The sequence below is a fragment of the Streptomyces sp. NPDC030183 genome, from assembly GCF_055573455.1.
Genome location: NZ_JBVIBK010000003.1, coordinates 46,018 through 65,084 on the forward strand (window position 1 = coordinate 46,018; position 19,067 = coordinate 65,084).

A 19,067-nucleotide genomic window follows, 5' to 3' on the forward strand; every position below is an offset into this window, starting at 1 on the left:
AGATGTCAGTTCGGGGGGCGAACAAGAGTGTGGCCCGTGTCCTTGCTGGGACACGGGGCCACACTCAGGGCGTCCTCACGCCCTCTCCCCCGCCGTCATCGGCTCCACGGCCAGTCGGCGTCCCGTGCCGCCTCCAGCAGCGGGACCATCCGGAACGCCGCGTCCGAGAGGCCGCCGAAGGTGTGGCGGTTCGCCGTGCCGGAGGGGCCGTGGCCCGCCCGGTGACCGGCGAGGTTCCAGGTGTAGACGGGCACATGGGCCGGCACCTGGGCGGTCGGGTCACCATGGTGGCTGTGGGCGGCCTGCTCGTCGGTGACGATCAGCACCCGGTCGTGCTTGCGGTAGTGCGTGCGCACCGCCTCGGTGGTGTTGGTGCCGCCGAGGTCGCCGAAGCGCTCCAGGATCTTCAGCACCGACTCGCCCTTGCGGTACGCCACCGGCCGGCTCGTGGTGCCGAACTCGACGAGATCCGCGTCCGCCGCCCGCAGCGCGAGCGCCGTACCGAAGATCGCCGCCGCGTCCGCGTAGGTGAGGGACGAGCGGTCGGTCAGCCGCGAGTAGAACATCGAGCCCGAGCGGTCGACCAGGACCAGGGTCCGGCCGGGCAGCGCGGGCACGTTGGCCAGCGAGTGACCGAGCGCCTGCTCCAGCGGGTACGCCCAGCGCAGCGACGGCGCGTGCCGGTACGCGGCGAGGTAGCGGAACGGGAACTGCCGGGACCGCGCGACCTCGGCCGGGTCGCTGATCCTCGCGGCCACCCGGGCCGCGACCTCGTCGCAGACCCCGGCCTCGTCGAAGTTGCGCAGGTTCCGCCCGAGCGCCATGGCACCCATGGACGGGATGACGGCCTCCCAGGCCGCCTTGTCCATCGGTCCCTGTAGCCAGCCCGCCAGCGCCTCCCAGGTCATGCCCGCGTCCGCGAGCCGCTGGGCGCCGCCCGCGCCGGTGACGACCTTGCGGCGCTTGGCGGGCCGCAGGGCCATCAGGTCACGGTGGGCCGCGAGCACGGGCAGCGACTTGGGCACGACCGCCGCGTCCGGGTGGTGCCGCCGGTCGAGGGCGTACTGGAACAGGTCGCCCTGCCACGGCTTGTCCGGGTCGGGCGCCGCGTGCACCAGGTTGAGGATGTCGCCGAAGCGGTAGCCCTTGGACGCGGTGTCGTACTTCAGCAGCGACCTGGGGTGGTAGAGCCGTCGTACGGCGTCGGCGACGCCCCGCTTCACGGGCTTGGGGAGGGCGCGGCCGTAGCGGGAGGTCCAGTACGCGAGCAGTTCGCCGGGCTCGTCCGGGCGCCGGAGCACCGAGTCGATGACCTGGCGGTTCGTCGGGCCGTGGGTGACGCCCGCGTCGAGCCGTGCCTTCACGTACTCGGCGGCGCCCACCAGGGAGGCCGTACGGAGGTTGCCCTCGCCGCGCAGCCAGCCGAGCAGGCCGGCCGTCCACTCCGGGTCGGTGACGGCGAGACGGCGGACGAGCGCGGCGAACCGGTCGTCCCGGTCCTCGCCGGACTCGTAGAACGTCTTCTGCGCGACGAAGTTGGCGATCGAGAGCAGGAACAGCTCCGAGCGCTCGTCCCGCTCCTGGCCGCGCCCGCCCTGGTGGGTGCGGAGCACGCGTCCCGTCGAGGTGACGCGCGACGTGGGCCGTGCCCGGGTGCTCTTGCTGTTGAACCGCGCCATGGTGAATTCCCCCGAATTCCTTCGCACGTTGTGCGTGACATTTTTCGGAGGGAGGCGCGGCAGAAGGAAGGTGCCCGAGGTCGAGGTCGGCGGCGGCGGCGCTTATAAACTGGCGCGTCTGCCGTTCCGCCACATCGGCCGTGGGCCGATGACGGGATTCGAACCCGTACGAGGAGCTTTCCTCATCAGTCCCCGAAGTATCCGCTGCCTGCGCACCGGGCACCCACCTTGTGCCGCGCCTCCCGAGATCAAGGTGGCGGCGGCGTGGATTCTTTTTACAGAAGAAGGAGCCGCAGCCCGCGCACCGGGAGGTGCATGAAGTTTTGGGTGTCCAGAGATCGAATTCGGCGGAACCGACGTAGGTGCTCTAACCCCTGAGCTACACCGGCGTGTTGGTGCCGGTGGCGGGACTCGAACCCGCGACCGCCCCATTAAGAGTGGAAGTAGGTCCTGCCTTCGCACCTGGACGTGCATCACTCTAGGAGGGCGGTCGCGGGGCGGGCGACCGAATAAATGACCGCCTTTACCGCTTCACCGCTTCTGCCGCTTCCAGGGGCCGGTGATCGCGAGCAGGATGCCGGGCGTCTGGATGTTGGCGTACAGCGTCTTGCCGTCGGGCGAGAAGGTGACGCCGGCGAACTCGCTGTACTCCGGCTCCTCCTCGGTGCCGATGTTCAGCTCGTTGCGGGCGATCGGATACGTACGGCCGCTGTCGGTGGCGCCGAACAGGTGCTGGACGCCTTCGCCGTCCTCGGCGATGACGATGCCGCCGTACGGGGAGACGGTGATGTTGTCGGGGCCGTCGAGGGCGCCGTCGGCGGACGGGTCGGGATTGACGCCGAGCAGGACCTTCAGGGTGAGGGTGCGGCGCTTGGGGTCGTAGAACCAGACCTGGCCGTCGTGCGCGGCGCCGGGGCTCTCCGCGCGGGCGTAGGAGGAGACGAGGTAGGCGCCGCCGTCGCCCCACCACATGCCTTCGAGCTTGCGTGCGCGGGTGATCTCGTCGAACTGCTTGCGCACGGCGACGGTCCGCGCGTCCCGGTCGGGGACGTCGACCCAGTCGACGCCGTAGACGGTGCCGATGCGGGTGGCGCGGGAGAGGTCGTCGACGAACCGGCCGCCGGAGTCGTAGCACTTGGGGGCCTGGAGGACACCCGCATCGTCGGCCAGGGCGCGGAACCTCCGCGGGCCGTGGGTGAAGCCCTTCGGCGGGGTCCAGCGGTAGAAGAGGCCGTTGGGGGCGGCGGCGTCCTCGGTGAGGTAGGCGTGGCCGCGCCTGGGGTCGATGACGACGGCCTCGTGGTCGTACCGGCCGAAGAACTTCAGGGGCTTCGGGTCGCGGTTGGCGCGCCGGTCGCAGGGGTCGACCTCGAAGACGTAGCCGTGGTCCTTGGTCATGCCGTTGACGCCGGCCCGGTCGGAGTTCTCCTCGCAGGTGAGCCAGGTGCCCCACGGGGTGCTGCCGCCCGCGCAGTTGGTGGAGGTGCCCGCGATGCCGACCCATTCGGCGACCCGGCCGTCGGGGCGGACCTCGACGACCGTGCAGCCGCCGGACGCGGCCGGGTCGTACACGAGCCCCTCGGTGAGCGGCACCGGGTGCGGCCAGTTGGCGCGGGGGCCCTTCAGTTCGTGGTTGTTGACGAGCAGGGTGGTGCCCCGGGGTCCGGGGAACGCGGCGGTGCCGTCGTGCTTGCCCGGGGTGAACTCACCGGACTCCAGTCTGGTCCTGCCGCTGTGGGTGAGGATCCTGTACGTGAATCCGGCCGGCAGCGCGAGGATCCCCTGCGGGTCGGGGACGAGGGGGCCGTAGCCGGCTCCGCGGTGCCGGTGCGCCTCGCCGTCGTCCGCGCGGTCGGGGCCGGCGCCGTCCGTGTCGTCCGCGCCGGTGTCCGACACCGCGAGGGCGTGTGGGGCGGTGGCGAGGGCGCCCACGGTGCCGGCCAGCGCGACACCGGCGCCGGTGACCGCGGATCGACTGGCGAAGTCCCTGCGGGTGAGCGACATGCTGTCTCCTGCGTGCGGTGGGAGGACCGTGGAGGGTGGCGGACCCAACCTTCGCGCCGCACTGTCCCGCCCGCGCCTGAACGGTGGTTGAACACCGCGGGAGAGCTCGGGAGACCGGGGTTGTCGGGCGAGTGCGGGCGGGTGGGGGCCGTTCGTGCTCCCAGCGCCCCCGAGAAGCGCCCGGGCCTGCGCCTCGTGCTTTTCGACGGCGCGCCATCCCGCTGAAGTCCGGGCCGCAGGCTCGAGCCTTCAGGGGCGCGGGGAACTGCGCGAGAAACCACACACCACCCGCAGCCGCCTAAACCACACGCACCCCCGAGCTGCCAGGCGCCCGGCAGCCCTCACTCCCCCTTCTGCGACCGCGCCTTGAACGCCGCCTTCCGCGCCTCCTTCGCCACCCGCTTGTCCGGATGGATGCGCCCCATCGCCTCCAGCACGTCCGCCGTGGCCGGATGCCCCACCCGCCACGCCGCGTCGAAGAACCCCCGGTGCTGCTGCGCGAGCCCCTCCACCAGCCCCCGCAGCTCCGCCGAGTTCCCCTCGGCCGCCAGCTGCGCGGCCACCGTGTCGATGGTCAGCCAGAACACCATCTCCTCCGATGGAGCCGGCACGTCCGCGGCGCCCCGTTCGGTGAGCCACACCCGCGCGAGCCCGCCCAGTTCCGCGTCGTCGAGCACCTCCCGCAGGGCGGGCTCCGCGACGGCCCCCACCAGGGACAGCGCCTGCTGGCAGCGCAGCCTCCGCAACGGCGCCCCCTGGTCGGAGCCCCGGGCTGCGGCGAGCAACTCGCGCGCGGCGGCCAGCGGTTCATGCCGGGCCAGCCACTGCTCGGTCTCGGCGAGGGCCGCCCCCGGCGGGTACTCGGCGGTGCCGTCGAGCAGCACGTCCGCACCCTTGTCGGCGAGGTCCCCGACCGCCGGGGCCACGAGTCCCGCCTCCTGGAGGCGCGTCCGCATCCCGTACAGCCCGAGCGGGGTGAGCCGCACCATGCCGTACCGGGTGACATCGGTGTCGTCGACGACGGGACCGCTCCCGGCGCCCTCGGCGGTGCCCCCCTCGGCCGCGGTGCCCCCCGCGGCCGCGTTCTCCTCCGCGTCCGTCATGAGCGCCTCGTCCACGGGCTGGTACTCCACCAGTCCGACCGGCTCCAGCACCCGGAACTGGTCGTCGAGCCGCATCATCGCGTCCGACACCTGCTCCAGTACGTCGTTGGTGGGCTCCCCCATGTCGTCCGGCACGATCATCGACGCGGCGAGGGCGGGCAACGGCACCGGCCCGTCGCCGGGTCCGTCCTCGCTGACGGTGAGGAGGTAGAGGTTGCCGAGCACCCCGTCGAGGAACTCCGCCTCGGCCTCGGGGTCCCAGTCCAGCTCGGAGAAGTCGATCTCGCCGCCGGACTCCATGGCGTCGACGAGACCGTCGAGTTCGGGCACGCTCGCGTCGGCCAGCGCGGCCTCCAGGGCGGCGAGCCAGACGCCGAGCACATCGCGGGGCGCGCCGGAGGTGAGGAGCGCGAGCGCGTCGCCGGTGGTGACCCCGCTGCCCTCCTCCTGGTCCGGGTCCGCGATCTCGACGAGCCCGGTGTCCACGGCCACCCGCCACGCCTCGCTCGCCAGCGCCGCCGCGTCCTCGGCGGTGACGGGCCCGGTGGTGTCCCCGGTGGTGGCGCCCGCGCCGGTGAGCCCCAGGGCTTCGGCGGCGGCGGGGAGTTGTTCCTCGACGAGTTCGCCCCCGGCGCCCACCCGTGTCTCCGGCCCGGCCCAGCGGGCGAGTCGCGCGGCGCGCGAGAGCAGCGGGGTGGCGAGCGCGTCCCGCGCCAGTTCCGCCTCGGAGCGGAGCCGCACCGGCGGCAGTGGCGAGCTGTCTGACATCGGGGGGTTCTCCTCGGGGGCGGACGACGGCGAGCGGTGTGCGGAACAAGCATCACCGAAGGGCGGGGCGGGGCCTGTCGGGGCACCACCTCGGCAGCCGCTCAGCCTAGACGGATTTCCACCCATGCCGCCTGGTTCATGTACCTGCCAGATGTCGGACGTGGCCGAAACCTTGACAAGTGGCCTGACCAGGCTGGAGATTGACGCGCGTAGAAACTCACGGGTAGCTACGGGGGCGAACACCCCGGCCCCTTGGACGCCCTGTCGGGCGTTCCGGCGTTCTACGCGCGTCACACCGCCCCACCGGTAACAGGCCACCCCCCGTCCACCCTCGTCCCGGCGCCCATGTACGTCCCCGGAGGGATCCCCTTGCCGAGCAAGAGAACCGCGCGCATCGGCGCGCTGACCGTCGCCGCCATCTGCTCCACCGTCTCCGCCGTGGCCCTGACCTCGCCCGCCGCGGCGGACACCATACGCATCCACGACATCCAGGGCACCACGCGAACCTCGCCGCTCGTCGGCCAGCAGGTCACCGGTGTCGAGGGCATCGTCACGGGTGTCCGGACCTATGGTTCGTCGCGCGGCTTCTGGATGCAGGACACCCGGGCGGACGACAGCCCGGCCACGAGCGAGGGCATCTTCGTCTTCACGAGCTCCACGCCGAAGGTCGCCGTGGGCGACGCGGTCACGGTGTCGGGCACGGTCGGCGAGTTCGTGCCGGGCGGTACTTCGTCCGGAAACCAGTCGGTGACGCAGATCACCCGCGCCACCGTCACCGTGGTCTCCGGCGGCAACGCCGTCCCGGCCGCGACCGTCGTCGACGCCGACTCCGTGCCGGACGCGTACGCCCCCGCGGGCGACACCGCGGCGAACGGCTCGATCAACGGGCTCACCCTCGACCCGGCCGCCTACGCCCTGGACCACTACGAGTCCCTGGAGGGCATGAACGTCCAGGTCGCCGACGCCCGTGTGGTCACCGCGACGGACCCGTTCACCGAGCTGTGGGTCACGGTGAAGCCGCGTGAGAACGCCAGCCGCCGCGGCGGCACGGTCTACGGCTCCTACACCTCGCAGAACACCGGCCGGCTCCAGATCCAGTCGCTCGGCGCGGTCGCCGACTTCCCGAAGGCGAACGTCGGCGACGTCCTCGCGGGCACCACCGAGGGCCCCCTGGACTACAACCAGTTCGGCGGTTACACGCTGGTCGCGAGCAAGCTCGGCACCCTGGAGCAGGGCGGCCTGGAGCGGGAGACGACCCGTAAGCAGGCGCGTGGCGAGCTGGCGGTGGCGACGTACAACGTCGAGAACCTCGACCCCTCCGACACGACCTTCGCCGCGCACGCGGCCGCGATCGTGAACAACCTGCAGTCGCCCGACATCGTGGCCCTGGAGGAGATCCAGGACAACAGCGGCGCCGCGAAGGACGGTACGGTCGCCGCCGACCAGACGGTGAAGAAGCTGACCGACGCCATCGTGGCGGCCGGCGGCCCGGCGTACGACTGGCGTTCCATCGACCCGGTCGACCTCGCGGACGGCGGCGAGCCCGGCGGCAACATCCGCCAGGTGTTCCTGTTCAACCCCCGGCGGGTGTCCTTCACCGACCGCGCGGGCGGCGACGCCACCACCTCCGTCGGTGTGACGAAGGCGTACGGCAGGGCCCGGCTGACGGCCTCCCCCGGTCGTATCGACCCGGCGAACGCCGCCTGGACCAACAGCCGCAAGCCCCTCGTCGGCGAGTTCTCCTTCCGGGGCGAGACGGTGTTCGTCATCGCGAACCACTTCTCGTCCAAGGGCGGCGACCAGGCGCTGCACTCGCAGTTCCAGCCGCCGGCCCGCAGCTCGGAGACGCAGCGGCACCTCCAGGCGACCGCGGTGAACACGTTCGTCAAGGAGATCCTGGCGAAGCAGAAGAGCGCGAACGTCATCGCCCTGGGCGACATCAACGACTTCGAGTTCTCCGACACCGCCAAGCTGCTGGAGGACGGCGGCGCGCTGTGGTCGTCGGTCAAGTCGCTGCCGAGGAGCGAGCGTTACTCGTACGTCTACCAGGGCAACGCGCAGGTCCTCGACCAGATCCTGGTGAGCCCGTCGATCCGTCGCTCCTGCGAGTTCACGTACGACAGCGTGCACATCAACGCGGAGTTCCACGACCAGATCAGCGACCACGACCCGTCGGTGCTGCGGTTCCGCCCGTAACGGGCAGAGCGTTCCGGGTCTGTCAGGGCTGGCTGAACACCCCGTTCAGCCAGCCCTTCCACGCCGTCTCGTCGGCCTCGGCGTCGGCGTCCGGCGCGAAGTCGTGGACGCTGACGCCGACGGGGTGGCCCCAGTGGTTGCGGCCGAAGAAGCGGATGAGGGCGTCGTCGGTGCGCAAGCCGATGAAGTAGGGGGTGCGGTAGTCGACCACCGCGTCCAGGGGCTTGCCGTCGGGCCCCTCCGCCCGGAGGCGCGCACCCTCGGCGGTGTCGTCGGCGAGGCCGAGCGCCCGCGCGACGGCGGTGAACGCGTCGGCGGCCGAGGACGCCCCGGGCCCGTCGAACGTGGTGAAGGCGGTGACCGGCCGCCCCTCGAAGCGGGTCAGGTACTGGCGCAGGGTGTGCAGATAGAAGTCGGTGTGCCGGCCGGCGGCGTCGTACTGGTTGTCCCAGTCGTCGACGAAGATGCCGCTGTGCACGTACCGCACCCAGGCGCGCCGGCCTTCGTCGCGCGGCTCGATGGTGTAGTCGAGCTGGTTGAGGGTCTGCTCGGAGATGCCGTCGACGTCCTCCACCCGGTTGGTGTAGTGGTGCGGCGGCTCCCAGGCGGTGACCTCGGACCCGAAGGGCCCCTTGCCGCCGACCCGCGGCTCGGGCGCCTCCATCGGCCACAGCCAGCCGCCGGTACCGCTGGTCACGGCCTCCCACACCTGCTCGGGCGTGGCGTCGACCTCGAACTCACGGGCGATCTCGAATTCCTTGGACATGGTGGCTCCTGAGTACTACGGGTGCGATTCGGGGGCGGGACTGCCGTGCGGGGGTCCTGCCGGGAGTCGAGGGGCGGGGTCGGCCGCGGTGGCGTCCGGCGCCTCGTCAGCCGTCCCGGCCGGGCGGGTGATCGTGGGGTGGACGGCGACGACGACGCGGTGCGCCCGGCCGCCCTCGGCGTCGGGGGCGTCGTACTTGCGGATGAGGGCGCTCACCCCGGCCGTCAGCTCCCGCACGAACGCCGCGCGGTCGGCGGCCGAGGCGAAGGTGACCTCGCCGTCGAGCGCGTAGGTCGCGAGCCGCCTGCGCGCCTTGGCCGCGCCGGTGATCAGCGACCCGACGTCGCGGACGAGCCGGGCGCCGAGCGCGAGCAGCCAGCGCGCCGAGAGCTGGTCCCGGAAGCGGTCCGGGTCCGGCTGCACGGCGGCGAGCGCGAGCGGTGAGATCACATACGACGCGGCGGTCGCTCGCATCAGCCGCTCGGTGACATTGCCCTTGCGGCGCTCCTCCGCCAGTTCGACCAGGCCGTGCTGCTCCAGCGCCTTCAGGTGGTAGTTCACCTTCTGGCGGGGCAGCCCGACCTTTCCGGCCAGCATCGCGGCGCTCGCCGGGCCGGCCGCCAGCTCGGCGAGCAGCCGGGCCCGTACGGGGTCCAGCGACACGGCCGCGGCTTCCGGGTCCTCGATCACGGTGACGTCCCACATGACTCCACCGTCCCACCGAAAACTTTTTTTGTCCAGACGGTTCGAGTGTTCGATGAGTTCTGTTCCGGCCCCTTTCGCGTCAGTCGGGCAGGAGACCGAGGGCGTACTCGTACCGGCTGATCGTGCTGCCCTTCAGCCCCGGCCAGGTCTGGACGCGCTGCCAGGCTTCGGTGGGTGAGCCGACGCCGTGGCCGTCCGCGAGGGCGTCGATGTGGTCCTGGGCGCTCTCCCATTCGGCGTAGTTCAGGACCCGGGTGCCGTCGGTGCCGAGATGGAAGTGGGCGGCGATACCGCCGGGGTGCGGGTCCGGCTCGGTGGCCAGCGCCTCCGCCACGGCGTCCACCCAGGCCCGCTGCCGGCCCGGATCCGGGCCGTCGAACTCGATGTCGACGATGACGACGCACCCCGGCACGCGTACGTCGAGATGGCCGCCGCCGAGACTGCGGTAGTGGCGGTAGCGCCCGATCCGGTCCCGCTCGATGTCCGGCACGGCGGTGTCGATCGCGTCGTCGCGTTCCTGTCGGCGGGTCCGCGCGAACGCTTCGTACGCCTGCTCGTCGGCCCACTGCGCGTAGTGCAGCAGCGTGGAGCCGTCGTGACCGGTGTAGAGGAAGTAACCCAACATCCCTTCGGCGGGCCAGGGCCGCCCCAGCCAGGTGTCGGCGACGGCTTCGACGGTCTGGTGCTGCCGCCGCGGCGTTCCGACCCGCCAGGTGCCGAAGAAGGGCGCCCCGACGCCGGGGCGGTCGAGGACGGGATGGACATCGGTACGACGGGTCATGACGCTCCCCCAGGTTCGGTGCTCGACGGACGGGCACCCCCCACCCTTCAACCTCAACCAGGATTCAGGTCAACCGGGCGATTCGGAGCCCGAATTCGGGAGACCCGCCCGGTCATGGACGAGAAGCGGTCCGACGCCGCGCAGGCGAACACGGGGGCGGTAACGGGGACGGGGCTGAGGTCGGGGGCGGGCGCCGGAACCGGCGGTGACGCCGGCACCGGGGCGGGAGCCGGACACGGGCCCGAGGTGGCGGGCAGCCCCATCCGGCTGCCGAGGAGTTCCTGGTGGGCGGTGGTGCGGCGCACGGCCAAGGAGGTCCTGGACGACGATCTCGCGGACCGGGCGGCGGCGTTGACGTACTACGGCGTGCTGTCGCTGTTCCCCGCGCTGCTGCTCACCGTGTCGCTGCTCGGTGTCGCCGGGCAGCGCACCATCGACGGACTCCTGGACAACATAGGCGAGTTGGCGCCGGGCCCCGCGCGGGACGTGTTGCGGGACGCCGTCGTGCAACTGAGCGACAGCGGCGGGGGCACCGGCGGAGTGCTGGCCGTCATCGGCCTGCTGACGGCGGTGTGGTCGTCGTCCGGGTACGTGGCCGCCTTCATCCGCGCCTCCAACGCGGTGTACGACCTGCCGGAGGGACGCCCGGTGTGGAAGCTGACGCCGCTGCGGATCGCGCTGACCCTGGTGCTGATGCTGATGATCGCCGTGAGCGCGGTGATCGTGGTGTTCACGGGGCCGCTGGCCGAGCGGGCGGGCACGATGGTGGGGCTCGGCGACGCCGCCATCGCGGTGTGGGGGGTCGCCAAGTGGCCGGTGCTGCTGGTGCTGGTGACCGTGATGATCGCCCTGCTGTACTGGGCGGCGCCCAACGTCCGCGGCCGGGGCCTGCGCTGGGTCAGCCCCGGCGGGGTCGTCGCCACCCTGATCTGGCTCGTCGTGTCGGCCGGGTTCGCCGTCTACGCGGCCAACTTCGGCTCCTACAACAAGACGTACGGCACACTGGCCGGCGCCGTCGTCTTCCTGGTCTGGCTCTGGCTCACCAACATGGCGATCCTCCTCGGCCTGGAGTTCGACGCCGAGCTGTCCCGCGAACGCGGAATCGTCCAGGGCCGCCCGCCCTCGGAGGAGCCGTACGTCGAGCCCCGCGACACCCGCGCCTGGCCGCCCCGGCTACGGGCGCTGCGGGAGGCGAGGGCCCGTACGACGACATCGCAGGACGTCGAGCCGATCAACTGAGCCGATGGTCCGAGAGAGCCGCCGAGCCGACCAGTCGAAGCCGACCAGCCGAAAGGGTCGGCCCGGCGCTCAGGCACACACCGGCATGAACACGGGCACTCAGACGGAGGAACGGCCCCCGATCCCGCTTACGCAAGGGGCACGGCAAAGCGCCCTCCACCAGGAACCCGCCCTGGAGGGACCGCGCACTCCGGGGCCGCGCCGCTAGTGGTAGTAGTGCCGCCACACGAAGACGCCCGTGGCCAGGACGGCCACTCCCGCGCCTCCCACGATCACCGCTTCCCGGGGCACCCGCTGCCGTACGGACTCCACGCGCTCACGGGCGCGCGCCTTCACATCCGCCTTGGCGGCCAGTTCCTCGACCGTGTCGCCGAGCCGGGACCGGGTCAGCTCGATCTGCCGGCGGAGTTCGTCGGGGCCCTTCGCCCCGATCGCCTCCTTCTCCCCGGCCCATCCCTTGGCACCGCCGGACGCACCCATGGCCATCATCATCGCCGTGCCCTTCCCTTGATCTCGTCGACATCCGCCTTGACGCTGTCGAGCGCCCGCTCCGGCTTGGGCGGGGTCGCCCGCTTGAGCTGAGCGCGCCCGACGGCGGCCAGTACCGCCGCGATCACGAACAGCACACCCATCACGATGAGCGCGGCGGCCCACACGTCCACGACCAGGGAGAGCGCCGCGACGGCGGCGCCGGCCATCGTCATGAACCCGACATATGCCACGGCTCCGGCCGCGCCCAGCAGCCCGCCGCCACGCCCTGCGCGCCGCCCCTTCTCGGCCAGCTCCTCCTTGGCGAGGGCCATCTCCTGGCGCACGAGCAGGGAGAGCTGCTCGGTGGCCTGTCCCACCAGCTCCCCCACGGAGTGGTGATCGTGCCCGCGCGCCCCGGAACGCGCGGCTCGGTCCGGCCTGGTTTCGAGGGTCCCGGTCACAGTTCCGCCTCCTCACATACTCGGGAGCCCCCGAGTACCCGGACCGGCGCACGCTAGGCAGCCGACCTCCACGCCGCCCATGTTTCCCCCTCGTAGCAATGCTTTCGCATACTCCGTAGAAGAATTAAGTGGAGCTTCACAATGCGTGCGCCAAGACTACCCCCATGACCACCACCACGCACCGCCCCGCCCCGTTCGGCCGCGCCCTCTGCGCGATGATCACCCCGTTCACCGTGGACGGACAGCTCGACCTCGACGGGGCGCAGCGGCTCGCCGACCGGCTGGTGGCGGAGGGCTGCGAGGGGCTGGTCCTGTCCGGTACGACGGGTGAGGCGCCGACGACGACGGACGCGGAGAAGGCGGAGCTGATCCGGGCGGTCCGGGCGGCGGTCGGGGACCGGGCCGCGATCGTGGCGGGCGTGGGCACGTACGACACCCGGCACACCGTGGAACTGGCCCTGGCCGCCGAGAAGGCGGGCGCCGACGGCCTCCTGGCGGTCACCCCGTACTACAGCAGGCCCCCGCAGGACGCCGTCGAGGCGCACTTCCGTGAACTCGCCGACCGCTGCGGCCTCCCGCTCGCCCTGTACGACATCCCCGGCCGCACCGGCACCCGGATCGAACCGGCGACCATGATCCGCCTCGCGGCCCACCCCCGGATCGTGGCGGTGAAGGACTGCGCCTACGACCTCCTCGGCACCCAGAAGGTGCTGGCGGAGACGGAGTTGGCGTACTACACGGGCTGCGACGAGTACGTCCTGGCGCTGTACGCGCTCGGCGGCGCGGGCTACATCGGCACGGTCGCCAACGCCGTGCCCCGTCACTTCCGGTCGATCGTGGACGCGTTCGACGCGGGCGACACCGCGACGGCGGCGCGGTTGCAGCGGGCGGCGGTCCCGCTGACGGAGGCGATGATGGCATCCGGTCTGCCGGGCACCGTCACGGCGAAGGCACTGCTCGGGCGGCTCGGCCTGCCGGCGGGCCCGGTCCGGGCACCGCTGCGGCCCGCCGGCCACGAGGTGACCGACGGGCTGCTGGGTGCCTACGAAGCACTGGCCGCCGCCTGAGGAAGCACGCCCCCGGTGGTCAGCGGGTGGCGAAGACCGGGTTCCAGCGGCCGGCCGCGCCGTCGTTGCCCTTGCGGGCGCCGCTGAGCGGGAGCGTCTTGTCGCTGCCGATGGTGACGAGCACCAGGGCGTTGCGGAACTCGTTGTCCCCGGGCGCGATGTCCCAGGCGATGAGCCGCTTGTTGTCGACCCAGGCGAGCAGTTGCTGACCGCGCACCTTGTGGAGGTGCTTGCCGGTGCGGGGGTCCAGGATCCACGAGGCGGTGGTCTTGGCGCCGCCCGCGAAGTCACCGGCCGCGAGCCTGCCGTCCGGGGAGAGCCGCGCCTCCACCGACCAGTGCAGGTACATCTCGTCCGGCGGCGCGGGGACCTTGTTGCCCTTGAGGTCGTAGTACTGCTGGTGCGGTTCCATGGTCAGCCCGGTGTAGACGGACTTGGCGTCGCCGCTGAAGGCGAAGTCCTGGCGGGAGTTGATGATCCCGTCCTGGTTGTCGGTGACGACCTCGCTCCAGCCGGCCTTCCCTGAGTCGACGTCCACCACGTAGAAGCCGGTGCGGTACGACGTCGACCAGTCCACCTGGTAGTCGTTCTTCTTGCCGTCGCCGTCGGAGTCGTAGTCCACCCTGGTCAGCAGGTCGGGGTTCTTGCTGTAGGTCGTGGCGACGAGCTTGCCGCCGTCGGACGAGAACTCGACGCTCGCGACGCCCCGGTCGACCGGGATCCAGCGGTCCACCTCACCGGAGAGCAGGTCGAGCAGCCCGATCCGCTTGACCGGCAGGTCCCGTTCCAGGACGGCGGCGGTCCGCATGCCGGGGGCGACCGACACCATGGACCAGCGGTCGTCCTTCACGTACTTGCCGTTCCTCTGGTCGAGGATCCGGTAGCTGCGCTGCCTGACCGCGGTGTCCTTGGACGTCTTGACCGTGTCGAAGGTGTAGTACGCGGCCAGCGCCACGTCCCCGGCGGCGATCAGGTCGCGCGGCGGCGACTGGTTCGGGTGGGCGATGATGTCGCTCTTGTTCATCTCGCTGGCGAGCCGCACCTTGTCCTTGCCGGACTCCAGCAGCGGCACGGCGACCGCGACGGCCACCACGGCGGCGGTCGCCGCGGCGACGGTGGCGATCCTGCGGGTCCGGCGGCGACGCCGCACGTTCAGCACACGGTCGGCGAAGCCCGGCTCCAGGGGCGGTTGTTCGGCGGCCTGCTCCCGCAGGGAGTCGCGCACCAGTTCATCGACGTTCATGGACGCACCTCCACGGGCGAGAAGTCACGGGACGGCTGCTGCTCGGCCGGGGCGGGGCCGAGACCGGCCAGCTCGGGCGCGAGTTCCCGCAGCCGGGCGAGGGAGCGGTGGGTGGTGGACCGGACGGTCCCGACGGAACAGCCGAGGATGCGGGCCACGTCGGCCTCGGGCAGGTCCTCGAAGTAGCGCAGCACGAGCATGGTCCGCTGCCGTGCGGTCAGCCGCGCCAGCGCGCCGCGCATCACCAGACGCAGTTCCACCCCGGCCGCGCCGTCGGCGGCGCCGCTGTCGGGCAGCTCGGCGACGGTGACCTCCTTGCGCCGCCATTTCAGCCGCCAGCGGCTGATCTGCTGCCGGTAGAGGATCTGCCGTACGTACGCCTCGGGCTCGTCGATCCGCTGCCAGCGGCCGGCCGCCTTGATGAGCGCGTTCTGCAGCAGGTCCTCGGCGGCGTGCCGGTCGCCGCCGCTGAGCAGGACGGCGGTCTTCAGCAGCGCCGACGACCGCCCGGCCACGAACTCCCGGAAACTCTCCTGACCTGCGGCATCCATCGTCACCTTCTCTTCCCCGGCGGGCCCTGTGTCCCGCCCCTGTGTTCTGTGTGACGCGCGGATCCGCCCGCCGCTATGCCGGTACGCCGAAAAAAGTTCCCGGACACGGGCCGGGGCCCGCACCACGCTCGAACGCGGTACGGGCCCCGGGCCCCCTGAAGCGGGCCGGCTCAGCCCCAGCGGTACCCGTCACCGAACAGCAGGGTGTGCTCCAGCACGTCCTCCATCGGGTCGTCGACCTGGCCGACGTTGACGAGCCCGATACGGGGCCCGTTGTGCGAGGCCGTGTTGGTCTCGTCGGCGTACGCGACACCGGCGGGCAGCCCACACACCAGGGCCGCGCCCACCACCCCGCTCACCACTCGTGCCAGGGTCCTCACCCGATCGATCCTCATCCTGTCCGGCCCTCATCTCGTCGGCTCGCCCTCTGATAGGACAGTGCGTCCCCCGGTTCATCTGCCGCCCCCACCGGAAGGTCACGCGGATCAACCCGTAAGAGATCATGCGAAGCGCCCTCCCCCGGCCCTGCTCGGACCATGGAAGGGCGCTCCGCGACACCGGCTCGCCGGTCGTCAGTTGTGGCTGTGCAGGATCTCGTTCAGGCCGCCCCAGACCGCGTTGTTCGGGCGGGCCTCGACCGTGCCGGTGACCGAGTTGCGGCGGAAGAGGATGTTGGAGGCGCCGGAGAGTTCGCGGGCCTTGACCACCTGGCCGTCGGGCATCGTGACCCGGGTGCCCGCGGTGACGTACAGGCCCGCCTCCACCACGCACTCGTCGCCGAGGGCGATGCCGACGCCCGCCTCGGCGCCGACCAGGCAGCGCTCGCCGATGGAGATGATGACGTTGCCGCCACCGGACAGCGTGCCCATCGTGGAGGCGCCGCCGCCGATGTCGGAGCCGTCGCCGACGACGACACCGGCGGAGATACGGCCCTCGACCATCGACGTCCCGAGGGTGCCGGCGTTGAAGTTGACGAAGCCCTCGTGCATGACCGTGGTGCCCTCGGCGAGGTGCGCGCCCAGCCGGACCCGGTCGGCGTCGGCGATACGGACGCCCTTGGGGGCCACGTAGTCCGTCATCCGCGGGAACTTGTCGACGGACGTCACCTGGAGGTGCAGGCCCTCGGCGCGCGCGTTGAGCCGCACCTTCTCCAGGTCGTCCACGGCCACCGGGCCGAGCGAGGTCCAGGCGACGTTGGCCAGGAGGCCGAAGATGCCGTCGAGGCTCTGGCCGTGCGGCTTCACCAGACGGTGGGAGAGCAGGTGCAGACGCAGGTACGCGTCGTGCGTGTCGACCGGCTTCTCGTCGAGCGAGGAGATGACCGTGCGGACAGCGACGACCTCGACGCCCCGGCGGGTGTCCTGACCGATCGCCGCCGTCGCGCCGCCGCCCAGCAGCTGGGCCGCCCGCTCGGCGTCGAGCCGCTCGGTGCCGGACGGGCCCGGCTCGGCGATGAGCTCGGGCGCGGGGTACCAGGTGTCGAGAACAGTGCCGTCGGCGGCGATCGTGGCGAGGCCGGCGGCCACGGCGCCGGTGGTGCGAGGAGCAGTCGTGTCGGTCATGAGGGAAACCTAACCGCCCGGGGGCGGACCAGGCCAACCCACGCCCCGCACGTCTCAGGAGCCGGGCATCCGGGGCGGCGACGACCCTCCCGCCGCCGCCCGCCGAAATTCGGCGGGCGCCCCCTCAGCACCTCACCCCCGCGCCAGAAGCGAACGTCCCTCAGCGCATCACCCGCGCCAGCACCTCCCGCGCGTACTCCTCGTCGTACGGCGCTCCCGTCAGCAGTACCTGGAGGCAGATCCCGTCGATCAGGGCGACCAGCGCCCGCGCGGTCACCGGATCGGTGCGCTGGGCCAGGCAGTCCGCGAAGCCCTCGGCCCACTCGGCGGCGACCGGGCGGAGGGCCGGTCGGCGCAGGGCGGCCAGATAGAGCTCGTACTCGACCTCCAGGCCCGTCCGGTCGCCGGCGAACCATTCACTGCCGAGGGCGGCGAGTTCGGTGGCGAGGTCGGTCCGTGGGTCCTGGAGGGCGCCACGGGCCAGGACCATGCGCGCGTACCCCTCGTTGGCCTGCCGCAGCGCGGCCACCATGAGGTCGTCGAGGGTCTTGAAGTGGTACGTCGTCGAGCCGAGCGGTACGTCCGCCTCGGCGGCCACACTGCGGTGGCTCAGCCCCGCGATGCCCTTCTCCCCGACGACCCGGATCGCCGCGTCGATGATCCGCTGCCGCCGCTCGGGGTCGTGCCGCCGGGCCATCAGTGGGCACCTCCCAGGTTGAGCACGACCACTCCCGCGATGATCAGCACGATGCCGGCGGCCTCGGCGGGGCCGAGTCCCTCCCCGAAGAGCACCAGGCCCAGCGCGGCGACGCTGGCGGTGCCCACGCCGGACCAGATGGCGTAGGCGGTGCCGATGGACATCGACTTGAGCGCCTGGGCGAGGAGCCCGAAGGAGACCAGGTAACCGATCCCCGTGACCAGTGACGGGCCCAACTTGCTGAAGCCCTCGCTGTACTTCATGGCCGTGGTGGCCACGACCTCGGCGGCTATCGCGAAGCCGAGCAGCAGATATCCCATGTGTACGAGCGTACACATGATGTGTACGGATGTACACATGACGCGTACGGTCGTGCACATGACGCGTACGGTCATACATTTCGAGGGATCGACAGGGATGGGCAGGGATCGACAGGGATCGACAGGCCCCCGGCGGTCCCCGCGGGTGGCCCCGTCCGTCCCCGAACGGGGGCACCCGTACGGAATGTCTCCCCAAGAGGCCGCCGTTTCGGGGCCGTTCCGTTATGGAAGCGCTCTCGGAAAGGGCTCCCCGCGCCTCCCTCGGTCCACTACTGTTTCAACGGTCAATCTCCCGATTGTGTGACGGCCGCAAGCGTTTGCACACACCGGTGACACGTACCACCTCCCCTGACCCGCATGACGAATTCGCGTCCGCCTGTGCGACGCCGAGGGAACCGCGCATGCCGCCAACGAAGCCCGGACCTGATCCGGACCAGAACACCCCGAACCTTCCGGTGCTGAGATCCGCGAAGGTGTGGGAGACCGGTGTCGCCCCCGACGACACCCGAATACCGGGCACCCGCCGGCTCTGGCTGGCCGGAGCGCTCGCCCTGGCCGTCGTGTCGTCGTGTGTCACCGCGATCGTCCTCCAGGACGCCGCTTCTGACGACACGTCACAGACCCGTACGGACCGCACGACCCTGGCCGACGACCCGGTCGCCCCGCTCTCCCTTCCCCCGGCGCCGCCGACGACGGCCCCCGACGGCAAGAGCGGGCTGTCCGAGCCGCAGGGCGCCAAGGACGGCGCGAAGGGGTCCAAGGACGACAAGGACGGGTCGGACTCCGAGGACTCCGACTCCTCCGACAAGCGGCAGGAGGGGTCGAAGCCGACCGCCGAGCCGTCCAAGTCGACGTCGCCCGGCAAGAAGCCGCAGTCCACCACCCGCCTGAAGTCCGTGCGGTCCGTCAACTACCCGGACCGGTACTGGCATCTGAGCAGCGGTTACCTCCGGCTCGACCAGGTGGGTTCGGCCAGCGGCAGCGAGACCCGCGAGGACTCCTCCTTCAAGGTGGTCTCCGGCCTCGCCAACTCCTCCTGCTACTCCTTCCGGATGTCGGACGGCCGCTACGTCCGCCACCAGAACTTCGTGCTCCGCGCCTCGGGCGACGACGGCTCCGGCCTGTTCAAGCAGGACGCCACGTTCTGCCCCCGCTCCGCGTACTCGGGCTCGATCATGCTGGAGTCGGTCAACTTCCCCGGCTATTTCGTGCGCCACCGGAACTTCCAGCTCCGTATCGAGCGCTACGAGCACAGCGGCCAGTTCTTCGCCGACGCCACCTTCGCCCTGGAGAAGGGCCTGTCCTGACGGCCGTCGTCCCGACATGGGTGTGGGGGGGGGGGGGGGGGGGGGGGGGAAAACCCCAGTCTCTCCGGGTCCGGTCCGCGGCCCCAACACCAAAAAAGTACCCCAGTTACCCTCCCTCCTTCTTTTCCCTGTCCCCCCAGGCGACCA

At 71.6% G+C, this 19,067-nt stretch carries 18 protein-coding genes; 4 read left to right on the forward strand and 14 right to left on the reverse strand.

Translation table 11 applies throughout. The features are described 5' to 3' along the window. Positions 1–95: 95 nt before the first annotated feature. The 3 genes from ACZ4Z2_RS04920 to ACZ4Z2_RS04930 all read right to left on the reverse strand — a co-directional run bounded on the left by ACZ4Z2_RS04920 (position 96) and on the right by ACZ4Z2_RS04930 (position 5,554). Positions 96–1,679: a TROVE domain-containing protein gene (locus ACZ4Z2_RS04920; protein WP_468072428.1), complete on the reverse strand. Its 1,584-nt coding sequence runs from the start codon at positions 1,677–1,679 to the stop codon at positions 96–98. Between the two features lie 531 nt (positions 1,680–2,210). After that, complete coding sequence (locus ACZ4Z2_RS04925) at positions 2,211–3,683, reverse strand: alkaline phosphatase PhoX (RefSeq protein WP_468072430.1); 1,473 nt, start codon at positions 3,681–3,683, stop codon at positions 2,211–2,213. Between the two features lie 341 nt (positions 3,684–4,024). Beyond that, entirely contained in the window at positions 4,025–5,554 is a 1,530-nt protein-coding gene (locus ACZ4Z2_RS04930) for a hypothetical protein (protein ID WP_468072432.1), read from the reverse strand. 369 nt (positions 5,555–5,923) lie between these two features. Here ACZ4Z2_RS04930 and ACZ4Z2_RS04935 point away from each other — a divergent pair, with 369 nt between their 5' ends. Continuing rightward, positions 5,924–7,750, forward strand: a complete 1,827-nt coding sequence (locus ACZ4Z2_RS04935; protein WP_468072434.1) for an endonuclease/exonuclease/phosphatase family protein — start codon at positions 5,924–5,926, stop codon at positions 7,748–7,750. Positions 7,751–7,772: 22 nt separating this feature from the next. Here the strand turns inward: ACZ4Z2_RS04935 and ACZ4Z2_RS04940 are convergent, their stop codons facing one another. From ACZ4Z2_RS04940 to ACZ4Z2_RS04950, 3 genes are all read right to left on the reverse strand, one after another. After that, positions 7,773–8,516, reverse strand: coding sequence for an SRPBCC family protein (locus tag ACZ4Z2_RS04940; RefSeq protein WP_468072436.1), 744 nt, complete (start codon positions 8,514–8,516; stop codon positions 7,773–7,775). 15 nt (positions 8,517–8,531) lie between these two features. Further along, entirely contained in the window at positions 8,532–9,221 is a 690-nt protein-coding gene (locus ACZ4Z2_RS04945; RefSeq protein WP_468072438.1) for an ArsR/SmtB family transcription factor, read from the reverse strand. Between the two features lie 79 nt (positions 9,222–9,300). Further along, a complete protein-coding gene (locus ACZ4Z2_RS04950; protein WP_468072440.1) occupies positions 9,301–10,002 on the reverse strand; it encodes an antibiotic biosynthesis monooxygenase in 702 nt (233 codons plus the stop codon). Between the two features lie 114 nt (positions 10,003–10,116). On the opposite strand from ACZ4Z2_RS04950, the gene ACZ4Z2_RS04955 reads away from it, so the two are divergent. Further along, the gene (locus ACZ4Z2_RS04955; RefSeq protein ID WP_468072442.1) at positions 10,117–11,241 is read left to right on the forward strand and encodes a YihY/virulence factor BrkB family protein; all 1,125 of its coding nucleotides are present in this window, start codon (positions 10,117–10,119) and stop codon (positions 11,239–11,241) included. A 204-nt stretch (positions 11,242–11,445) separates the two neighbouring features. On the opposite strand, the gene ACZ4Z2_RS04960 is transcribed toward ACZ4Z2_RS04955, so the two are convergent. Together ACZ4Z2_RS04960 and ACZ4Z2_RS04965 are read right to left on the reverse strand one after the other, a co-directional pair. After that, the gene (locus ACZ4Z2_RS04960; RefSeq protein WP_468072444.1) at positions 11,446–11,721 is read right to left on the reverse strand and encodes a DUF3618 domain-containing protein; all 276 of its coding nucleotides are present in this window, start codon (positions 11,719–11,721) and stop codon (positions 11,446–11,448) included. Between the two features lie 8 nt (positions 11,722–11,729). After that, positions 11,730–12,173, reverse strand: a complete 444-nt coding sequence (locus ACZ4Z2_RS04965) for a phage holin family protein (RefSeq protein ID WP_468072446.1) — start codon at positions 12,171–12,173, stop codon at positions 11,730–11,732. Between the two features lie 164 nt (positions 12,174–12,337). On the opposite strand from ACZ4Z2_RS04965, the gene dapA reads away from it, so the two are divergent. Further along, on the forward strand, positions 12,338–13,240 hold the full coding sequence (gene dapA / locus ACZ4Z2_RS04970; protein WP_468072448.1) for a 4-hydroxy-tetrahydrodipicolinate synthase: 903 nt from the start codon (positions 12,338–12,340) through the stop codon (positions 13,238–13,240). Positions 13,241–13,259: 19 nt separating this feature from the next. On the opposite strand, the gene ACZ4Z2_RS04975 is transcribed toward dapA, so the two are convergent. From ACZ4Z2_RS04975 to ACZ4Z2_RS05000, 6 genes are all read right to left on the reverse strand, one after another. Beyond that, positions 13,260–14,483, reverse strand: coding sequence for a WD40 repeat domain-containing protein (locus ACZ4Z2_RS04975; protein ID WP_468072449.1), 1,224 nt, complete (start codon positions 14,481–14,483; stop codon positions 13,260–13,262). Beyond that, positions 14,480–15,034, reverse strand: coding sequence for a SigE family RNA polymerase sigma factor (locus ACZ4Z2_RS04980; RefSeq protein ID WP_468072451.1), 555 nt, complete (start codon positions 15,032–15,034; stop codon positions 14,480–14,482). The genes ACZ4Z2_RS04975 and ACZ4Z2_RS04980 overlap by 4 nt, the downstream gene beginning before the upstream one ends. A 170-nt stretch (positions 15,035–15,204) precedes the next feature. Then, on the reverse strand, positions 15,205–15,429 hold the full coding sequence (locus tag ACZ4Z2_RS04985) for a hypothetical protein (protein ID WP_468072452.1): 225 nt from the start codon (positions 15,427–15,429) through the stop codon (positions 15,205–15,207). Between the two features lie 177 nt (positions 15,430–15,606). Next, positions 15,607–16,596, reverse strand: a complete 990-nt coding sequence (gene dapD, locus ACZ4Z2_RS04990; RefSeq protein WP_468072454.1) for a 2,3,4,5-tetrahydropyridine-2,6-dicarboxylate N-succinyltransferase — start codon at positions 16,594–16,596, stop codon at positions 15,607–15,609. A 160-nt stretch (positions 16,597–16,756) separates the two neighbouring features. Continuing rightward, complete coding sequence (locus ACZ4Z2_RS04995; protein WP_468072456.1) at positions 16,757–17,293, reverse strand: TetR/AcrR family transcriptional regulator; 537 nt, start codon at positions 17,291–17,293, stop codon at positions 16,757–16,759. Beyond that, a complete protein-coding gene (locus tag ACZ4Z2_RS05000; protein WP_468072458.1) occupies positions 17,293–17,613 on the reverse strand; it encodes a DMT family transporter in 321 nt (106 codons plus the stop codon). The genes ACZ4Z2_RS04995 and ACZ4Z2_RS05000 overlap by 1 nt, the downstream gene beginning before the upstream one ends. A 401-nt stretch (positions 17,614–18,014) precedes the next feature. On the opposite strand from ACZ4Z2_RS05000, the gene ACZ4Z2_RS05005 reads away from it, so the two are divergent. Beyond that, positions 18,015–18,920 carry an AbfB domain-containing protein gene (locus ACZ4Z2_RS05005; RefSeq protein ID WP_468072460.1) on the forward strand — a complete coding sequence of 302 codons (906 nt, stop codon included), beginning with the start codon at positions 18,015–18,017 and terminating at the stop codon, positions 18,918–18,920. Positions 18,921–19,067 lie beyond the last annotated feature (147 nt).